General features: G+C 65.5%; 17 protein-coding genes. 5 read left to right on the top strand and 12 right to left on the bottom strand.

Annotated elements, in window-relative coordinates; translation table 11 throughout:
* The first annotated feature begins 76 nt into the window (after positions 1–76).
* Complete coding sequence (locus tag RMP10_RS22215) at positions 77–1,456, top strand: M28 family metallopeptidase (protein WP_310572261.1); 1,380 nt, start codon at positions 77–79, stop codon at positions 1,454–1,456.
* A 157-nt stretch (positions 1,457–1,613) separates the two neighbouring features.
* On the opposite strand, the gene RMP10_RS22210 is transcribed toward RMP10_RS22215, so the two are convergent.
* The 4 genes from RMP10_RS22210 to RMP10_RS22195 all read right to left on the bottom strand — a co-directional run bounded on the left by RMP10_RS22210 (position 1,614) and on the right by RMP10_RS22195 (position 5,514).
* Entirely contained in the window at positions 1,614–2,564 is a 951-nt protein-coding gene (locus RMP10_RS22210; protein WP_310572260.1) for an NmrA/HSCARG family protein, read from the bottom strand.
* An 84-nt stretch (positions 2,565–2,648) separates the two neighbouring features.
* Complete coding sequence (locus tag RMP10_RS22205; protein ID WP_310572259.1) at positions 2,649–3,998, bottom strand: RluA family pseudouridine synthase; 1,350 nt, start codon at positions 3,996–3,998, stop codon at positions 2,649–2,651.
* Positions 3,995–4,570, bottom strand: coding sequence for a hypothetical protein (locus RMP10_RS22200; RefSeq protein ID WP_310572258.1), 576 nt, complete (start codon positions 4,568–4,570; stop codon positions 3,995–3,997). The genes RMP10_RS22205 and RMP10_RS22200 overlap by 4 nt, the downstream gene beginning before the upstream one ends.
* Before the next feature lie 455 nt (positions 4,571–5,025).
* A complete protein-coding gene (locus tag RMP10_RS22195; protein ID WP_310572257.1) occupies positions 5,026–5,514 on the bottom strand; it encodes a DinB family protein in 489 nt (162 codons plus the stop codon).
* 112 nt (positions 5,515–5,626) lie between these two features.
* Here RMP10_RS22195 and RMP10_RS22190 point away from each other — a divergent pair, with 112 nt between their 5' ends.
* Positions 5,627–6,496, top strand: a complete 870-nt coding sequence (locus tag RMP10_RS22190) for an aldolase/citrate lyase family protein (protein WP_310572256.1) — start codon at positions 5,627–5,629, stop codon at positions 6,494–6,496.
* 23 nt (positions 6,497–6,519) lie between these two features.
* Here RMP10_RS22190 and RMP10_RS22185 read toward each other — a convergent pair whose 3' ends face one another.
* The 4 genes from RMP10_RS22185 to RMP10_RS22170 are packed head-to-tail and all read right to left on the bottom strand — an operon-like array spanning position 6,520 to position 10,764.
* Positions 6,520–9,255 (bottom strand): glucosidase, encoded by a 2,736-nt coding sequence (locus tag RMP10_RS22185; RefSeq protein WP_345785841.1) that lies wholly within the window; start codon positions 9,253–9,255, stop codon positions 6,520–6,522.
* A 2-nt stretch (positions 9,256–9,257) separates the two neighbouring features.
* Positions 9,258–9,803 (bottom strand): acyl-CoA thioesterase, encoded by a 546-nt coding sequence (locus tag RMP10_RS22180; protein WP_310572254.1) that lies wholly within the window; start codon positions 9,801–9,803, stop codon positions 9,258–9,260.
* Positions 9,800–10,231 carry a DUF2809 domain-containing protein gene (locus RMP10_RS22175; protein WP_310572253.1) on the bottom strand — a complete coding sequence of 144 codons (432 nt, stop codon included), beginning with the start codon at positions 10,229–10,231 and terminating at the stop codon, positions 9,800–9,802. The genes RMP10_RS22180 and RMP10_RS22175 overlap by 4 nt, the downstream gene beginning before the upstream one ends.
* Positions 10,232–10,272: 41 nt before the next feature.
* Positions 10,273–10,764: a hypothetical protein gene (locus RMP10_RS22170; RefSeq protein ID WP_310572252.1), complete on the bottom strand. Its 492-nt coding sequence runs from the start codon at positions 10,762–10,764 to the stop codon at positions 10,273–10,275.
* Between the two features lie 123 nt (positions 10,765–10,887).
* Between RMP10_RS22170 and RMP10_RS22165 the strand changes: the two genes are divergently transcribed.
* Positions 10,888–11,427, top strand: a complete 540-nt coding sequence (locus tag RMP10_RS22165; protein ID WP_310572251.1) for a DinB family protein — start codon at positions 10,888–10,890, stop codon at positions 11,425–11,427.
* A gap of 29 nt (positions 11,428–11,456) precedes the next feature.
* On the opposite strand, the gene RMP10_RS22160 is transcribed toward RMP10_RS22165, so the two are convergent.
* Positions 11,457–12,089 carry a hypothetical protein gene (locus RMP10_RS22160; protein WP_310572250.1) on the bottom strand — a complete coding sequence of 211 codons (633 nt, stop codon included), beginning with the start codon at positions 12,087–12,089 and terminating at the stop codon, positions 11,457–11,459.
* A gap of 2 nt (positions 12,090–12,091) precedes the next feature.
* Positions 12,092–12,895 (bottom strand): methyltransferase domain-containing protein, encoded by an 804-nt coding sequence (locus RMP10_RS22155; protein WP_310572249.1) that lies wholly within the window; start codon positions 12,893–12,895, stop codon positions 12,092–12,094.
* A 67-nt stretch (positions 12,896–12,962) separates the two neighbouring features.
* Between RMP10_RS22155 and RMP10_RS22150 the strand changes: the two genes are divergently transcribed.
* Both RMP10_RS22150 and RMP10_RS22145 read left to right on the top strand, forming a co-directional pair.
* Positions 12,963–13,406: a hypothetical protein gene (locus RMP10_RS22150; RefSeq protein WP_310572248.1), complete on the top strand. Its 444-nt coding sequence runs from the start codon at positions 12,963–12,965 to the stop codon at positions 13,404–13,406.
* Between the two features lie 58 nt (positions 13,407–13,464).
* Positions 13,465–14,445 (top strand): NAD-dependent epimerase/dehydratase family protein, encoded by a 981-nt coding sequence (locus RMP10_RS22145; protein ID WP_310572247.1) that lies wholly within the window; start codon positions 13,465–13,467, stop codon positions 14,443–14,445.
* A gap of 12 nt (positions 14,446–14,457) precedes the next feature.
* Here RMP10_RS22145 and RMP10_RS22140 read toward each other — a convergent pair whose 3' ends face one another.
* Together RMP10_RS22140 and RMP10_RS22135 are read right to left on the bottom strand one after the other, a co-directional pair.
* Positions 14,458–14,979, bottom strand: coding sequence for a GrpB family protein (locus RMP10_RS22140; protein WP_310572246.1), 522 nt, complete (start codon positions 14,977–14,979; stop codon positions 14,458–14,460).
* Positions 14,980–15,078: 99 nt separating this feature from the next.
* Entirely contained in the window at positions 15,079–15,903 is an 825-nt protein-coding gene (locus RMP10_RS22135) for a helix-turn-helix transcriptional regulator (RefSeq protein ID WP_310572245.1), read from the bottom strand.
* Positions 15,904–16,003: the final 100 nt, after the last annotated feature.

Here is a 16,003-nt window from a genome sequence, read left to right as displayed (position 1 = left end):
CGGGGATTGGACGGGACGGGGCGCAGGCCCAAGATTGCAAGGATTCCCTCCCCTCCCCCCGAACGTGGACATGCCGATGGTTCGCTCTTCCTTGTTCGCTGCCTTCGCGCTGGCCGCGATCGCCGCACCGGTTACGGCTCCGCTTTCCGCGCAGGCCCCCGAAGCGATTCCCGCCAAGTACGCCGAGGTCGCCAACCGGATCATCGCGGCGGCCCAGGCCGACTCGGCGGGCGCATGGAACCGCATTGCCGAGCTTGCCGATCGGTTCGGCCACCGTTTGTCGGGCTCCAAGGCGCTCGAAGACGCGATTGTCTGGACCGCCGCCACGATGGAGAAGGACGGCCTGACCAACGTGAAGCGCGAGAAGGTCATGGTGCCGCACTGGGTTCGCGGCGCCGAGTCGCTGGAGCTGGTCGCGCCGCGTCGCCAGCTGCTGCCGATGCTCGGCCTCGGCGGCAGCATCGCCACGCCGGCCGCCGGCATCACCGCCGAAGTGATGGTGGTCGCGAGCTTCGAAGAACTCACCCAGCGCGCCGCTGAAGCCAAAGGCAAGATCGTGCTGTACGACGCCGAGTGGCGCGACTACGGCTACAACGGGTCGTTCCGTCGTCTCGGTGCCATCGCCGCCGCCAAAGTCGGTGCGGTTGCCTCGTTGGCACGGGCGGCCGGTCCGTACAGCATGCGCACACCGCACACCGGCAGCATGAGCTACGACTCGACCGTGAAGAAGATTCCCCACGCGAGTGTCACCTCCGAAGACGCGATGATGATGCGCAGGATGATCAACCGCGGCGACAAGGTCCGCGTGACGCTCAAGATGAGCGCCAAGATGTTACCCGACGCGCAGAGCCACAACGTGATGGGTGAACTGCGCGGTCGCGAAAAGCCCAATGAGATCGTCGTGATGGGCGGTCACATCGATTCGTGGGACGTGGGCCAGGGCGCCATGGATGATGCCGGCGGTGTCGTGATCGCGTGGGAAGCGATCCGCCTGCTCAAGAAGCTCGGCCTCACGCCACGTCGTACGATTCGCGCCGTTGGTTGGACGAACGAGGAAAACGGCATGCGCGGCGGCAACGCGTATCGCGATGCCCACCAGAGCGAGACGCACCAGTTGGCGATTGAATCCGATGGTGGCGTATTCTCTCCGCTCGGTTTCGGCTTCACCGGCTCGCCGGCGGCCCGCGCGATCGTGACCGCGATCGGTTCGTTGCTGAATCCCATCAACGCCGGCAAGATCGAAGCGTCCGGCGGCGGCGCGGACATCGGTCCGATCATGGCCACCGGCGTGCCGGGCATGGGACTGAATGTGGACGGCTCGCGCTACTTCTGGTTCCATCACACAGATGCCGACACCCCGGACAAACTCGATCGGGCCGAAGTGCAACGCTGCGTGGCGGTCATGGCGGTGATGGCCTACATCGCGGCGGATATAGAGCAGGCGTTGCCGAGGTAACGGGCGACTCCCAACTCTTAACTCCCTAGTGAGCAGGGAGGAGGGTATCAGGGGGCAGGAAGGAGCAACGGCGCGCGCTTTTCACCTGCCTCCTCCACCCTGATTCCCTCCTCCCTGCCTACTAGGGAGTTTGCAGTTTCGGTTAGCCGTTCAAGCGTCACCCAATCGGAATCGTCGCCGCGTGCTTCGCCAGCCAGGCATCGAAATCGAGCAAGCCGGAATACAGCTGACGCGAACGCGCCGCATCGCGGTAGCGCTGGAACTCTTCGCCCAGAATCTGCTGGAACTGGAACATGTTGCCGAGGTCTTCGGCGCCCGGGAAACCGAGTCCGCGGTACGTGTCGAACGGCACGTCGAAGAAGTGCACCGGGCGACCGATCGCCTTGCCGAGCTTGGCCGCCATGTCTTCGCCGCTCAGCGATTCGCCGGCGATGCCGATGCGCTGACCGATCGTGCTGGGGCCCTCCTTGAAAATGCCGTACGCGCAGCGGCCGATATCTTCGGCGCCGATACCGGGCAGCTTCGCGCCGCCCAACGGTAGCGCCATCACCAACTCGCCCTGTTCGTTGGCGCGCGGCCCCATGCCGAAGTGGATGAGATTGTCCCAGTAGAACGCAACCATCATGTACGTGGTCGGCGCGCCTTCATTCGCGAACACGGCATCGACCGCGCCCTTTGAGTCGAAGTGCGGGCACTTGAAGTGGCCGTGCAACGTCGGCATGCGGGTATCGTCCAGCGGGATCCACTTACGCGTGTCTTCGAGCGTGGACCAGATCACATGCTGCACCCCGGCGGCCTTCGTGGCGCGCGCCATGTTCGTGGCCTGCACGCCTTCGCGCTCGGCGGAGAAGTGCTCCCAGAAATTCGTGACGCAAAACGCGCCGTATGCGCCCTCGAGCGCCGCGCCAAGCGTCGACGCGTCATCGATGTCACCGGCCACGACTTGGATTCCCTCGGCGGCGAGCGCCTCGGCCTTGTCCGAGTGCGGATGGCGCGTGATGGCACGGGCCACAAACCCGCCGCTCGAGTCGGCAGCAATCGCGCGGGCGAGTCCGCCGCCCTGCGCGCCGGTGGCGCCGAACACCGCGATGATCTTCTTGTCACTCATGCGTTAACGACTCCCTTAGTGGTGAGATGCGACATCGGGAGATTGTACTGCGCGGGGATATGTGGGGCAACATCGCAGTACCGCTCAGAACGGTACCGAGCTTGTCACACGGACTTCAACACCCGTCACGGGATGGGTGAACGCGAGTGATTCGGCGTGCAACAGGAGCCGCTCGCCATACTCCGGCGCCACGCGTCCGTAGAGGCGGTCGCCGACGATCGGCGCATCGAGCCCAATCGGATTCGACGCGTGCACACGCAACTGATGCGTTCGACCCGTGTGCGGCGTGAACGCCACCTTGGTTCGCCCGTCGGCGCGGGTAAGCACCTGCCACGTGGTCACGGCCGCTTTGCCATGTACCGGGTCGTGGATTTGTCGCGGACGGTCGTCGATATCCATGCGCATCGGGAAGTCGATCACGCCCTCGTCGTCCTGCACATGGCCGTCGAGCCATGCCACATACCGCTTCGCGATCTCGCGCAGCGAGAACAGTCGCTGCAACGCCGAGAAGGTGGTGGTGTCCTTCGCAGCCAGCAGCAGTCCCGACGTGTCGAGATCGAGTCGATGCACCACCAACTGTCCCGTGGCATCGGGATAACGCGCGCGCAATCGGGTGGACACTGAGTCCCGCAATAATCCGCTGCGTCCTGGCACCGAAAGCAGTCCACACGGCTTGTTCACGACGACGAGATGCTCGTCCTCGTACACGACGGCGGGCTCGCGTTCGGCGATGGCAGCCGCACCGAACAGCGGCGGCGGATCGGCCGGTACGCCGCGCAACATATGCGCCAGAATCGGCGGACACTTCCCCTGACAGGCCGGATAGAACGACCCGGCCCGACGATCGCCGGTGCGCGGTGGTGCGCCCCACCAGAACTCGGCCAGCGCCAATGGCCGCAGCCCCTGCGCGTAGGCCTGTGCCAGCAGCTTTGGCGCCGCACAATCACCCGCCCCGCCCGGTGGCTCCTTGGGCGCGAACAGATCGCGCAGCGCGCGCACCTCACCCCACGCGTTGGTGAATCGATACGTCTCCTGGATCGCGGGCAACAGTTCGCGCGAGCGCGCGGTGCGCGCGTCGTCGTCGGTACCCAGGTCGTACAGCTCGGCCTCACCGGGAATCCAGACCGCATCACGCGCCGCCTCGTCGTACGTCGGCGGGGCCCAGCCCTCGATCGTCCACATGCCGGCGACCATGCCGGAGAAGCCGCGCAAATAGCCCACCGTGCCATCAGAAGCCGCCACCACCAGCACCCCGAACATTTTGCCGTTGCCGGGCTGATCGAGCCGCCAGGGGGCCATTGCGGGCAACTGGAGCAGGTCCATGGTCTCCATCGCCGCGCGGCGTGCGAGCGGATGGACGGCCGCCCGATCGAAGGGACTCGGGAATCGCGCGGGGAGATCGCTAGCGTCAGGTGGCGAGGTGAACCGGATCACGCATGCAGTTTAGCGACTCCCGGCGCACGTCGGGCGCGCACGAAGATCACCAGAGCAAAGGCCGCCTCGATGGCCGCACCGGCGAACGCGCCGATCACCGGAGACGCCTTGGCCGCGGCAGCCGCATAGCCGGCGAGCGCCAGCGTACCGCCGCAGAGCCAATAGATCCGCGTGCCGAATACGGTGGAGAACGTCAGATATCGCCCTCCGATCACCAGCAGCATGGCGGGAAAGAACCACTCGATGCGATGCAAGGACACGCCGTACGCCAGCGGCAGGCACAGGATCATCCAGAACGTGGTCGCCAGCGCCAGCGTGCCGAGCGGATTGTGCGGGCCGTGGGTACCGCTCCGGCCCAATGCCTTTGTGAGCACAACCGACAGCGGATGGATCAGCATCCCCCCGATGAACAGGGCCCAGACCGCGCGCTCCGGTGTTTGACGTAGCGCCACGAAGCCCGCCGTCATCCACACCAGTGCCGACGTCAGCATCCCGGGGGCACCGCCAAAGTAGGCAAGACGCATTTCGAGCTGAGCGTCGGAAATCGACGTTGTGAGTGACGCGGTCGGCATGTTGGTGGGATGCGTGAGTCGCCCGCGCGGAGCCGCGCGCCTGCGCGCTCCGTACGGCGCGCGCGTCGGCTTGATTCAAGGATGGCCCTGGCAGCCGTGGTCGGGGCGGCTTCGCGTAAGGTTTTGCCCGATAGTGCACCGTGCGAAACGGTGGCACTATACGCTCGCAGAGTGAGGGCGATGCCTCCACGATGCCTCGGCGGGTCGGGGATCGATCCCGATTTCTCGGGGTGACAGAGGCGAAGCGAGATGGCACCGCGCGCATCGACCCGCTGCATGTATCCCACCTCAGAGTGGGACGGACCGTTGGCTGGGAATTGATACCCGGTCAATCGGGTGCCGACACGGAATCAGATGGCTGCAGGTGCCATCACGACCTCAGGTCGTTACGAACCTCCGTGGACGACACGGAAACGCGCCGGGCGTCATGCCCGGCGCGTTTTGCATGCGGGTCGCTACACCTCGCGCAAGGACGATCCGAACTCGCGGTGCCACGCGATGTAGTCCACCCCGACCGTGGCCGCGCCCACATCGCGCAGCGCCACATTCGCTTTGCCGCGATGATACTGCCCGTGCATGAGCAGGTGTAGCAGGATCTCACCAAGCTCAGTGCGAAATGGCAAGCCCTGCAAGTTGCTGTACGCGATCTCCTGCGCCAACGATTCGGGCGTGAGCGTGTCGAACAGGCGGCGCATGCGCTCGTCGATCACCGCACCCGCCCGCTCGATCTCCACCGCGGAATACGCCGGCCACACCGGTATCGTCGCCGCTCGCCCCTCGATGCGCGAGAGCCAGACCTCCTGAGCCCCGCGCACGTGAGAAAGTTCACGCCGCACCGCCGTCGCGTCTCCGGTCACCTGCTGAGCGGCGACAACGAGTTTGGTATCCGCCCACTCCCCGTGCGCGCGAAGCGACGCGAGATGCCGAAGAAGATCGTGTGCCATGGCACAGAAACTGTGGCTCGACGGCGAGCGCGTCCACCGTCCGCGCGATATGATACGGCTTCGCACGACTGTCGCGCCGCAGCCTCGGCGCTCACTCTCAGGAGAACGGCACATGCGTCGTACGGGCTGGCTCGTTGCACTACCATTCGCGGCCACGATCCTCGGCGGCTGCGCGAGCGCATCGAAGTCCTCGCCCTCTGTCGCCGCTGGCGCAGCATTGCCGCTGTGGAAGTCGGGCGCGGCCGCGTTCGGCATGTTCGTTCCCAGTGAGCGGCCACCGGCCCCACCAGCCGCCGGCGCCACCCGTCTCCCGCCGCTGTATACCGAAGCCGGTGCCAAGGCGCTCGCCGAGAATCCGCTGCTCGACTACCTCTTCCTGAATCTCGAAGGGGCCTACGATGCGAACGCGGTGCGGGCGATGGTGAACGGCATCAAGCTGAGCAGCGCGGCCACGCGTCCCACCTTGCTCGTTCGTATTCCTACCATCGAAGACGCCGGCGTCGAACTGACCCGCGCCCGCGTGAAGGAAGTGCTCGCGCTTGGCGCGGACGGCGTGGTAATTCCGCATGTGCGCAGCACGGCTGAGGCACGCACCGCCGCCGCGTTCTTCACCGAGGCCGGCGCCAACGTGTGGTCACCCGCGAATCCCAAGGGCACCGTGATCGCGATGCTGATGGTGGAAGACAAAGGCGCCATCGCCGAGGTTGCCGACATCGCGGCCGTGAAGGGCTACAGCCTGCTGTCGTGCGGCATCGGCAGTCTCACCCGCGACATGGGCGGTGATGCGCCGGGCGCCGAGGCGGCGTGTCAGCGCACGCGTGACCTTGGAGCGAAGGCGGGAATGCCGAGCATGATGACGGCCGCCGCCGGTACGATCAGGGACCGGATCGAGAAGGGCTACCTCGGTCTGCTCCTGTCCGGCACCGCCGACCAAGCGTCAGCGATCATCCGCACTGGACGTCCGATCGCCAAGCGTCCGTAACGCGCATCCGCCCGGCGCCGCAATTACGGCCGGGGCATGCGGGTGCTCGTCTGCAGAATGCGGATGGCGGCCGTCATACCTCCTGCGGTGTGCAGCAGTTCCTTCGCCAGCATACCGTTGGTTTGAATGATCTGTGCGATGCAGCCCGTCCATCCAGTCTGATGGCTGGCGCCCACGCCGGCGCCGGTGTCGCCGTGGAAGTACTCGGAGAATTGCACGAGGTCGCGCCAGTACGGATCGTCGCGAAACACCGTATCGCGTCCATTCACGGGTCGTGCCCCAGCGGCATCGGGCTGGAAGATGCTGCACAAGCGATCGCCCAGCTCCATCGCCACCTCCAACAGCGTCATCTGGTGGCCTGACCCGGTGGGGCACTCCACGGTGAAGTCGTCACCGTAGTACGCGTACAGCCGCAACAGGGCGCCGTATAACAGATAGTTGATCGGCATCCACACCGGTCCGCGCCAGTTGGAATTGCCACCGAACATGCCACTGTCGGAGTCGCCCGGCACGTAGGCGACGCGATGTTCCTTGCCGTCGTGCGTAAAGGTGTACGGATGCTCGTGGTGATGGCGTGACAGGGCCCTGATGCCGTGTGGCGAGAAGAACTCCTGCTCGTCGAGCATGCGCGATAGAATGCGACGCAGTTTCGTTTCATCGACGATCGACAGCATGCGACGGTCGGCCACCCCGGGTCGGTCGGGCAGATGCAGGTTCGCAATGAGCCGCGGATGTCGCCGCGCGAACGCCGCGCTCTGCTCCCGAAAGCGCGGGAGCCGATCGAACAAATCGGCCTCGAACACCGCCACCGCCGCCAGCGGCAAGAGCCCCACGATGGAGCGCACCTTGAGGCGCATCGCCGCTCCGTCGGGCAAGCGCAGCACGTCGTAGAAGAAGCCGTCGGCCTCGTCCCACATTTCGTCCTGATGCTCACCCACGCGATCCATCGCGCCCGCGATACGTAGCGTGTGCTGATAGAACTTCTCCACGAAGTCCTGATAGCGCGGTTCGTGCAGCGCCAGTTCCACGGCAATGCGCAGCATTTGCTGACTGTAGAACACCATCCACGCGGTGCCGTCGGCCTGATCGATGTACCCGCCGGTGGGCAACGGCGACGAGCGGTCGAACACACCGATGTTGTCGAGGCCGAGGAAGCCACCTTCGAAGATGTTCGCGCCAGCGCGATCCTTCCGGTTGATCCACCAGGTGAAGTTCACCAGCAGTTTTTCGAACGATTGCTTCAGGAACTCCAGCTCACCCTGGCCACCGCGGCGTTCCTTCTCCAGCAGATACAGCTGCATCGTGGCCCATGCGTGCACCGGCGGATTCACGTCACTGAAATTCCACTCGCACGCTGGCAGCTGGCCGTTCGGATGCAGATAGTCGTTGCGCAGCAGCAGATCGAGCTGCTCCTTCGCGAAATCCATATCGACGATCGCCAGCGGGATGGCGTGAAAGGCCAGATCCCAGGCAGCGTACCACGGATATTCCCATGTGTCCGGCATCGAGATGATATCGTCGCAGTACATGTGCGACCATGCGCTGTTTTTCTTCGCATGATGACCGGTGCGATGCTGTTCCAGGTCGCAGTGGTAGTATTGCTTCGACCACAGCATGCCCGCCAGCGCCTGCCGCATCACATTGCTGCGCTCGACGTCCATGCGCACGCCAATCGGCGTGATCGCATCGTAAAACGCATCGGCCTCGCGCATGCGCGCCGAAAACACCGCGTCAAAATCGGCGAATGGTGCGTGCGATTCCTCCGGAGCCTGCGCCGTGAGGCGCAACCGCACCGTCGTCTGGGCGCCGGCCGCGAGGTCGAGCTCGTAGAGCGCGGATACTTTCGTGCCACGCTGCGCCGGATGTACGGCATCCCGGTTGCCTAGCACGACGTAGTCGTTGATGCCGTCCTTCACCCAAGCGCTCGCGTTCGGCTGGCCGGACAGTCGCGCCGTGTTGGTCTCGTTCTCGGTGAACAGCAGCGGCACGTCGGCGTCGCAGTACAGGTAGTACGCCTCCGGCATGGCGCGCGCGACGAAGCCCGGATGTGTCGCCTGTACGGTCGCGCCGCCGTGTGAGGCCACTGCTCGCATCGCGTGCATCATGGGCTTTGCGGCGCTGGCGTCACCTGTCCAGATGTTGCGGAACCAGAGCGTGGGCAAGAGCCGCAGGCGCGCCGCGTCGGGTCCGCGATTGCAGGCGGTGATCGCGATCAGGATATCGTCGGCATCGCCCTTGGCGTACTCCACGAACACATCGAAGTAGCGCTGTCCATCGAACACGCCGGTATCCAGCAGTTCGTACTCCGGCTCCTCTCGGCTGCGCCGCGCGTTGGTGGCGATCAGATCGAGATACGGGTACGCCGCCTGCGGATACTTGTACAGATACTTCATGTACGAGTGCGTCGGCGTGGAATCGAGGTAAAAGTAGTACTCCTTCACATCCTCGCCGTGATTGCCTTCGCTGTTGTCCAGTCCGAAGGCGCGCTCCTTGAGAATGGGATCGGCGCCATTCCACAGCGCCAGCGCGAAACACAGCTGCTGCTTGTCGTCGCTGATGCCGCCAAGTCCGTCCTCGCCCCAGCGATACGCCCGCGAACGCGACTGATCGTGCGTGAAGTGAGTCCACGCGTCACCGCCCGCGCTCGCATCTTCTCGCACCGTGCCCCACTGCCGTTCGCTGAGATACGGGCCCCAGCGCTTCCACGGGCGCGTGCCATCGCGCGCCGCCGCGAGTCGCTTCGACTCCTCATCGTGCATCATTATGCGCTCGCCGCTACACGTTGCCGATCGATGATCTCCTTGTCCTGTGCGAAAAGCTCGAAGACCCAGTCGGGCGGATTCATGGCCGGTCGCGTCACGCCGGAATCGCGCAGGACATCGGCGAGCATGCTTGGTACGTCGCGCTTCCAGATCAACGCCCGGGTGATACCAACGGCCTTGATCTCCCCGTGCTGCGCGAACCGATGGATATGGTAGATCCACTTGTCATCCCATCCGGCAAGCTCCAACTCGACCTCGAATCGCGTCCACCGCTTGAGTGGCTTCCGATAGATCAGCTTCTGCGAGCCGAGCGTAGGGGCCAGTCCGCGTGTCACGATGGCGTGATACATCGGTGAGCGGGCGATCATCTCCCACCGGATGAAGTCCATGTACGCCGCGTACCGTGACGCCGTCATCACGCGAAATCCGTCGCAATCGAACAGGCGCACGCGGAAGGTGCGCCGGATAGTCGCATCGGGCGCCACCTTCGGTTGCACGTGGCGGAGCGCCAGAATCTTGACGATCGTGAACCAGTAGTGAATCACCGTCCCGTCTCTCTTGAGATCGGGACGCGCTTCTGCCGTCGGGTTCGGAGCGACCAATCAATCCACGCCGCCAGAATCACCCCAACGAGGTAGCAGGCGACATCGCTCCAGAGAAAGCCCTGCCCCAGTGCCAGCGCGCCAAGCGGCAGCGCGCGCACGGCATCGATCCATGGCGCGTGATAGCGCTGGCTGACTTCCACCGCGACCGCGATGGCGAAGGCGATTGCCGCCAGATGCCGCCCCTCGCCAGTCGGCCGCACCAGCGTGAGCAGCCAGAACACCATCGACGCCCACAGCACGTCGCCCGCGTACGTCGACACAAATTCCGGCAGCACGGCGGGATAGCGTCGTGAGGCCAACCCCAGCGCGACGGTACCCGTCAGGAGCAGCAGGCCGTGCGTCGTCGAGCGTTTGGGCGTACGGAGCAAACGGAACGCTCGTGAAAAGAGGGAGACAGCTCAGTACGTCATCAGCACTTCGGCGCCCGTGGCATGCGCGAGCCTGACGGTGGCGACAATGAACCACCGCGCGACGACGACACCATGACGACACGAAGCAGCGACACGCTACTGGTAAAGTTTACGACCTGCCGCACCAATGTGGAGTCGAGGCGCGCCGGTGCGTAGCGCAATCGCGGAATCGTAGCTTCCACGGCCTCGGCGAAGGACGGATCAGTGCTCGACACCCGGCGCACGGTCGACAGCTCGGGAGCTCCGCTCGTATCGACCACGAATGCAAAGTCAGCGCGATAGCAGGCCGTCGATCCGCCCGGATTTGGCGAAAAATCCGGCCGTGGCGGTGTGCCCCGAAGCGAAGCTTTGCGCTTCACGTGGCATTCCTGATAGACCGGCGATGCCGGATTCGTCGAGTCGACGGGGGTGTCAGCGCATCGCTTCTTGTCCTGCGCCTGCAGCGACGAAGAGACACAGACCAGCAGAATAGGGACCAGTAACAATCGCATAGGGAGACCGATTCAAGGGGACACTCACTGGGAACGCTTCAACGTTGTCGCGCGGTACGGGTCTCGGCAAGATGAACGCGAGCGCCCCGTGCGGACCCGCGCGCCCCGCGATACGTTAGCGCTATGACTCAGCCCACCGACTCCGCCGCCGCCCTGCTGGCGCTCCTGCACCACGAGCGCGCCAACCTGTTTGCCCAGTTCGAATCGATCCCGCCAGAGCTCCGCGCCACGTCCGCCGGCGAAGGTGAAGGCGGCTGGTCGGCCGCACAGATCATCGAACACTGCGCCCGCGTGGAAGGGAACGTGGCGCGCATGATCGCCAAGGGCGGTGAGATGCCGCGCACCGCCACGCCCGAGGAACTGCAGGCCGCATTGCTGACCGAGCGCACGATCGGGTGGGTCCGTGAGCGCACCACCAAAGTGGAAGCCCCTGAGCGCGTACACCCTACCGGCGCGCTCGACGCCGACGCCGCCATCGCGCAATTGCAGGCCACCCGCGAGGCGTTGCTGGCCGCCTTCACCGCCGCTGACGACGCCGTGCTCGACGGCGTGGCCTTTCCACATCCGTTCCTCGGCCCGCTCACGCTGCGGTCGTGGGTGGAGCTCACGGCGCACCACGATGCCCGTCACGCCGCGCAGATGGCCGAGCTGCGCCGCGTGTAGCGCCATACGCCGCAAACGGCGTAGCCGTGTCAGGGCACCGAACGGCCGCGCTGCGTGAGATAGGCGTGCCACAGAATGCGCGCGGCCACCGCGCGCCATGGCGACCAGATCGCGGCCAACGCGGACGCCTCACGACTCGACGGTGCACGCTCGAGATCGTACGCGTGTTGCAGCGCCTTGTGCAACGCCAAGTCCCCCGGCGGCCAGGCGTCGGGACGGCCTAGCGAGAACAATAGGTACACCCGGGCCGTCCACGGTCCGATCCCCGGCACGCGCTCGAGCGCGACGAGCACTTCGTCATCGGGCAGCGTCGGGAGCGTCTGGAGATCGAGCCGGCCGTCGGTCACGTGCGTCGCGAGCGCCACGAGGTACGCGGCCTTCTGTCGCGTCACGCCGAGCGCACGGAGTCCGTCCACGCCTTGCGTCAGGATCGGCTCGGGGTGCATGCCGCCGGGCACCGACGCATCGAGCCGCGCGAAGAGCGTGGCCGCCGACTCGAGTGACACCTGCTGCTCGAGAATGACCCGAACCAGCGTGACGAATCCCTCGGCGCGCTCCCACAGCGGCGGCTCCCCGTACTGCAGCACGAGACGCGCCAGCGCGTCGTCACGGGCACAGAGGTCGCGCACCGCATCGCGCAGTGTCGCCGGCGTCAGTCGCACGCTCAACTCGTGAACGCGTCGCGCGGCGACACCCGGCCCTTCACGGCGTTGGCCCTCGCCGCATAGGTGATGCTCCCGTCGGCGTCGGCGGGGAGGCATTCGCGCAGACGATCCTGCAGTCGCGCAATGGTCTCGGGCGCCATCGCGTCCAACATCCGACCGAAGGTGGCCCATCCCGCCAGGATGTCCCAATACTCGTCGAACGAGGCGAAGCGGCGCTCCACCGTGAGCTCGCGCGTCTCGACCTCGACTAAAGCCGCCCCGCGCCACAGATCGTGCATGATCTCGCGTCGCGAGGCCTCGGGACTGGGCGGTGACGGCACGACGACGCCAAGCGCACGCATCTCCCGCTGCAGCACATGGTAGGGAAGCCCACCGCCGTACATGTCCCACGCATACGCGGCAACGAGCCCACCCGGCGCCACCACCCGCGCCATCTCGGCAACACCCGCAGCCGGGTCCGGCACAAAGAAGATCACCAACGGCATCACCGCGGCATCGACGCTGTTGTGCGGGTATGGCAGCGCCATCGCATCTCCCTCACGCAGGTCGGCGTCACGTAACGCCGGCCGTGCGCGCGCGAAGTCGAGTTGTGCAACGGACGGATCGATGCCGTGCAACGCGGAGGGCGCGCACTGCGAAACGAGCAGCTCGGTGAAGGCGCCATTGCCGCACCCCACATCGAGCCAGCGCCGACCCGGGACCGGCGCCAGCCAGCGGAGAAACTCGACACCAACCCGTTGACTCCACACGCCCATGTATCGCTCGTACGAGGCGCCATCATCGAAGTGAATCTGATCGGTCATGTGAGCGACTCCCCCAACAGGTGGTGGGCGTATTTGCGCATCGGTCGAATATGCTGCACTGTCCAAGGTGACGTTCTTTTACGTGAACCTGATGTGGGCGATCGTCCTCTTCGGTGTCCTGCTCTGGACGACGGCCTGCGTGGCCCTCAACGCGGCGCTGCGCCGCGGCATGGGGATCATGGGCATGGTCCTGAGCTACGGCGTCCTGGTATGGATGCTGATCGACGTGCCGTGGCGCGAGGCGCTCGCGACGTGGATGCTGTTCGCGGTGGCGGGGGGATTGCTTACGATCGTCTACGAGTCGTGGGCCCGACGTCGCTACGTCGGCACGGGCCGCTCGCCGCGCCCGTTCGTGCGTCCCATCGGCACCGTTCTCTGGCCGGCAATGATCCCCGATGCCGTTGGATTGATGCTCAACGATGCCGGGATCCTGCCAGCCGACGAGCGGAGCGAGACCCATCAGGAAGACACGCGGCGCGTGACGGGCGAACCTCCAGTAGTGCCGAAGTAGCGCCCCCGTGCGAAGCAGCGGCAGATAACCGACCACTTTTAGATACAGCGGAGCAACCATGGCACGCGTACTCGTCATCGGCGGAACCCAGCTCATCGGGCGCGCCCTCGTTGAGCAACTCCTGGCGCGCGGCGACACGGTGGTGCTCATGCACCGAGGCACCACCACGCCGTTCGGCGATCGGGTGACGGCGATCCAGTGCGACCGCAACGACGCCGTGGCCGTGCAGTCGGCGTTGGCCGGTGAGCGGTTCGATGTCGTGTACGACAACGTCTACGACTGGCAGCGTGGCACCACGCCCGAACAGGTCGTCGCGGCGGCGCGCGCCACGGCTTCAGGCCTCTCCCGCTACGTATTCACCTCCAGCGTGGCTGTGTATCCCACCGGTGGTCCGTACACCGAACGCTCACCGCTGGTGCCGGAAGATCACCCCGACGTGTACGGCGCGCAGAAGGCGAACAGCGAGCGCGCGTTGTTCGCGCTGGGATCGAGCGACGGGCTGCCGGTGTCGACGCTGCGCCCGGCGTTCATCTACGGTCCGCACAACGCCTTCGACCGGGAAGCGTTCTTCTGGGATCGAGTGCGCGATGGTCGTCCCATCATCATCCCCGACGACGGACAAGCCACGATGCAGTGGGTCTCCGCCCACGACGTCGCGCGCACCGCCATTCTCGCCGCTACGCACGATGCGGCCATCGGGCAGGCGTACAATCTGGGCAACTTTCCGCCCATCACGCAGCTCGATTTCGTGCACCTCCTCGCGCGCGCGGCTGGAACTGAGGCGCAGGTCGTGCACGTACCTCGCGCGCGCATTCAGCAGCTCGGCGGCAGCCTGATGCAACCGCCGAACTACTTCGGCGTGTATCTCGACATCCCGGCCATCACCGCCAACTCCACGCGCGTGACTGAACAGCTCGGTCTCACACTCACCCCGCTCGAGGACGGCATGCGTGAGACGTACGCGTGGTACGCCCAGCAACCACGTGTCGCGCGCGACTACGCGTGGGAAGATGCGCTGCTACAGGCTCACGCGACCTGAGCGCGCGATGGACTAGCGCTCCGGCAGGAACAGCGTCGCCAGCACCCGCTGCACGAACGGCCCCTTGGCGAGTGAGTACGCAGCTTTGCCCCAACCAACCGACTCGGCCACGCGGTACTTCTCCGCCGCGTACGCCGCCGCCAGGGCCGGATCGGCCCGCAGCGCGTCGCGAAACGCCAGCTTCTGCTGCCACGCCGTCGCCGGTAGCACGTACAAATGCACGTGTACAACGCGTACGCCAGCGTCATCGTCGCGCACGTAGTAGCGACGACGGGGATCGTCCCCATATGGGCCGCGATACTCGTAGCCGAGCGCCTGCATCGGAGCAATACAAGCATCGGCGTCCGCATAGTTGGCCACGGCAATCGCGATATCGAGCACCGGCTTGCCGTCGAGGCCCGGCACGGCGGTGCTGCCCACATGTTCGATGGCCCGTGCCGCCGCCCCGAGCGCCGGGTGCAGGCGAGCTGCCTCCGCAGCGAACCGCAAAGGCCACGCGGGGTCGTAGGGACCGAGGAGGAGAGTCGCGTGCATTGAGGATCGGGCGTGAGTGGATACGCTCGCGCGAACGGCGTGGCCGGAGACAACACCGCGCAACATGGCACACCGATTCGCTCGGCGGCGGCGCCCGGCCTAAATCAAGCCGGCCATCTTCGCCAGCTGCACCAAGGCCGTCGTGTCGCGCGCGCCCAGTCGCTGTACCATGTTGCTGCGGTGATTCCCGACCGTGTTGACGCTGATCCCGAGCTTGTCGGCTATGTCCTTGGTTTCCATGCCGGCGGCAATCTGCACCAGAATCTGCTTCTCCCGCGACGACAGGAGATCGCGCGGACCGGCATCCTTCGACTCGGCGGAGTGCATGGATTGCACCATATCGCCGCGCGCGCCGTAGGCCACGCGAATCCAATAGTCGCGAAAACTCGGTTTCAGCAGGTGGTGCACGTTCTGCGCGTAGTTGAACGAAAACGTGAACTGCCGCTCCGCGGTGTAGTGAATCGGCACGCTCTTCGAGAAGAGTCGGATCGGTCGTCCGTCGCTGCGCGTGTAGGCGATGCCGCAGTGGAAAATCTCGAAGTTCTGCCGCTCGTCGAATGTGAGCTCTCCCAGCGTCCGCGAAAACCATTTCACCGAATCGGACGGGAACGCGCCGAAGTCCGCGTCCAGCAGGGCCAGCAGCAGACGCATCCGCTCCTCTTGGCTCACCTCCGGCAGTGGACCCCAGAAGTGACGATCGCCGACTTCGAGCACCGGGTTGTAGCGGCTGTGGTCGAAGATGCCCAGAACCACGTCGGCACTGTTCACCCCACGCATCAGGAGTTCCGCCTCCCGCACGAAGCCGTCCATATCTGGGATGGTATCGTGCTGGAAGCGACGTCCTGACAGGTGCACCACGCCGGCGTAGATCTCGTCGGCCTTCCGAAGACTCTCGAGCTCAGGCTGCAGTGCGATTCGCGCCAAAATGCCGGGGAAATGAGGTAGCGAGAGTCACTATGTACCGCAGGACAAAACTAGCCCACAGTCCGGTCAGGCGTGAGGAACGAGCGCGCCCGGCGCACCG

It is taken from the genome of Gemmatimonas sp., assembly GCF_031426495.1.
Taxonomy (GTDB): Bacteria; Gemmatimonadota; Gemmatimonadetes; order Gemmatimonadales; family Gemmatimonadaceae; genus Gemmatimonas.
The sequence above is the reverse complement of the archived record's forward strand: the minus strand, read 5'-3'. Positions and strand labels throughout refer to the sequence as shown.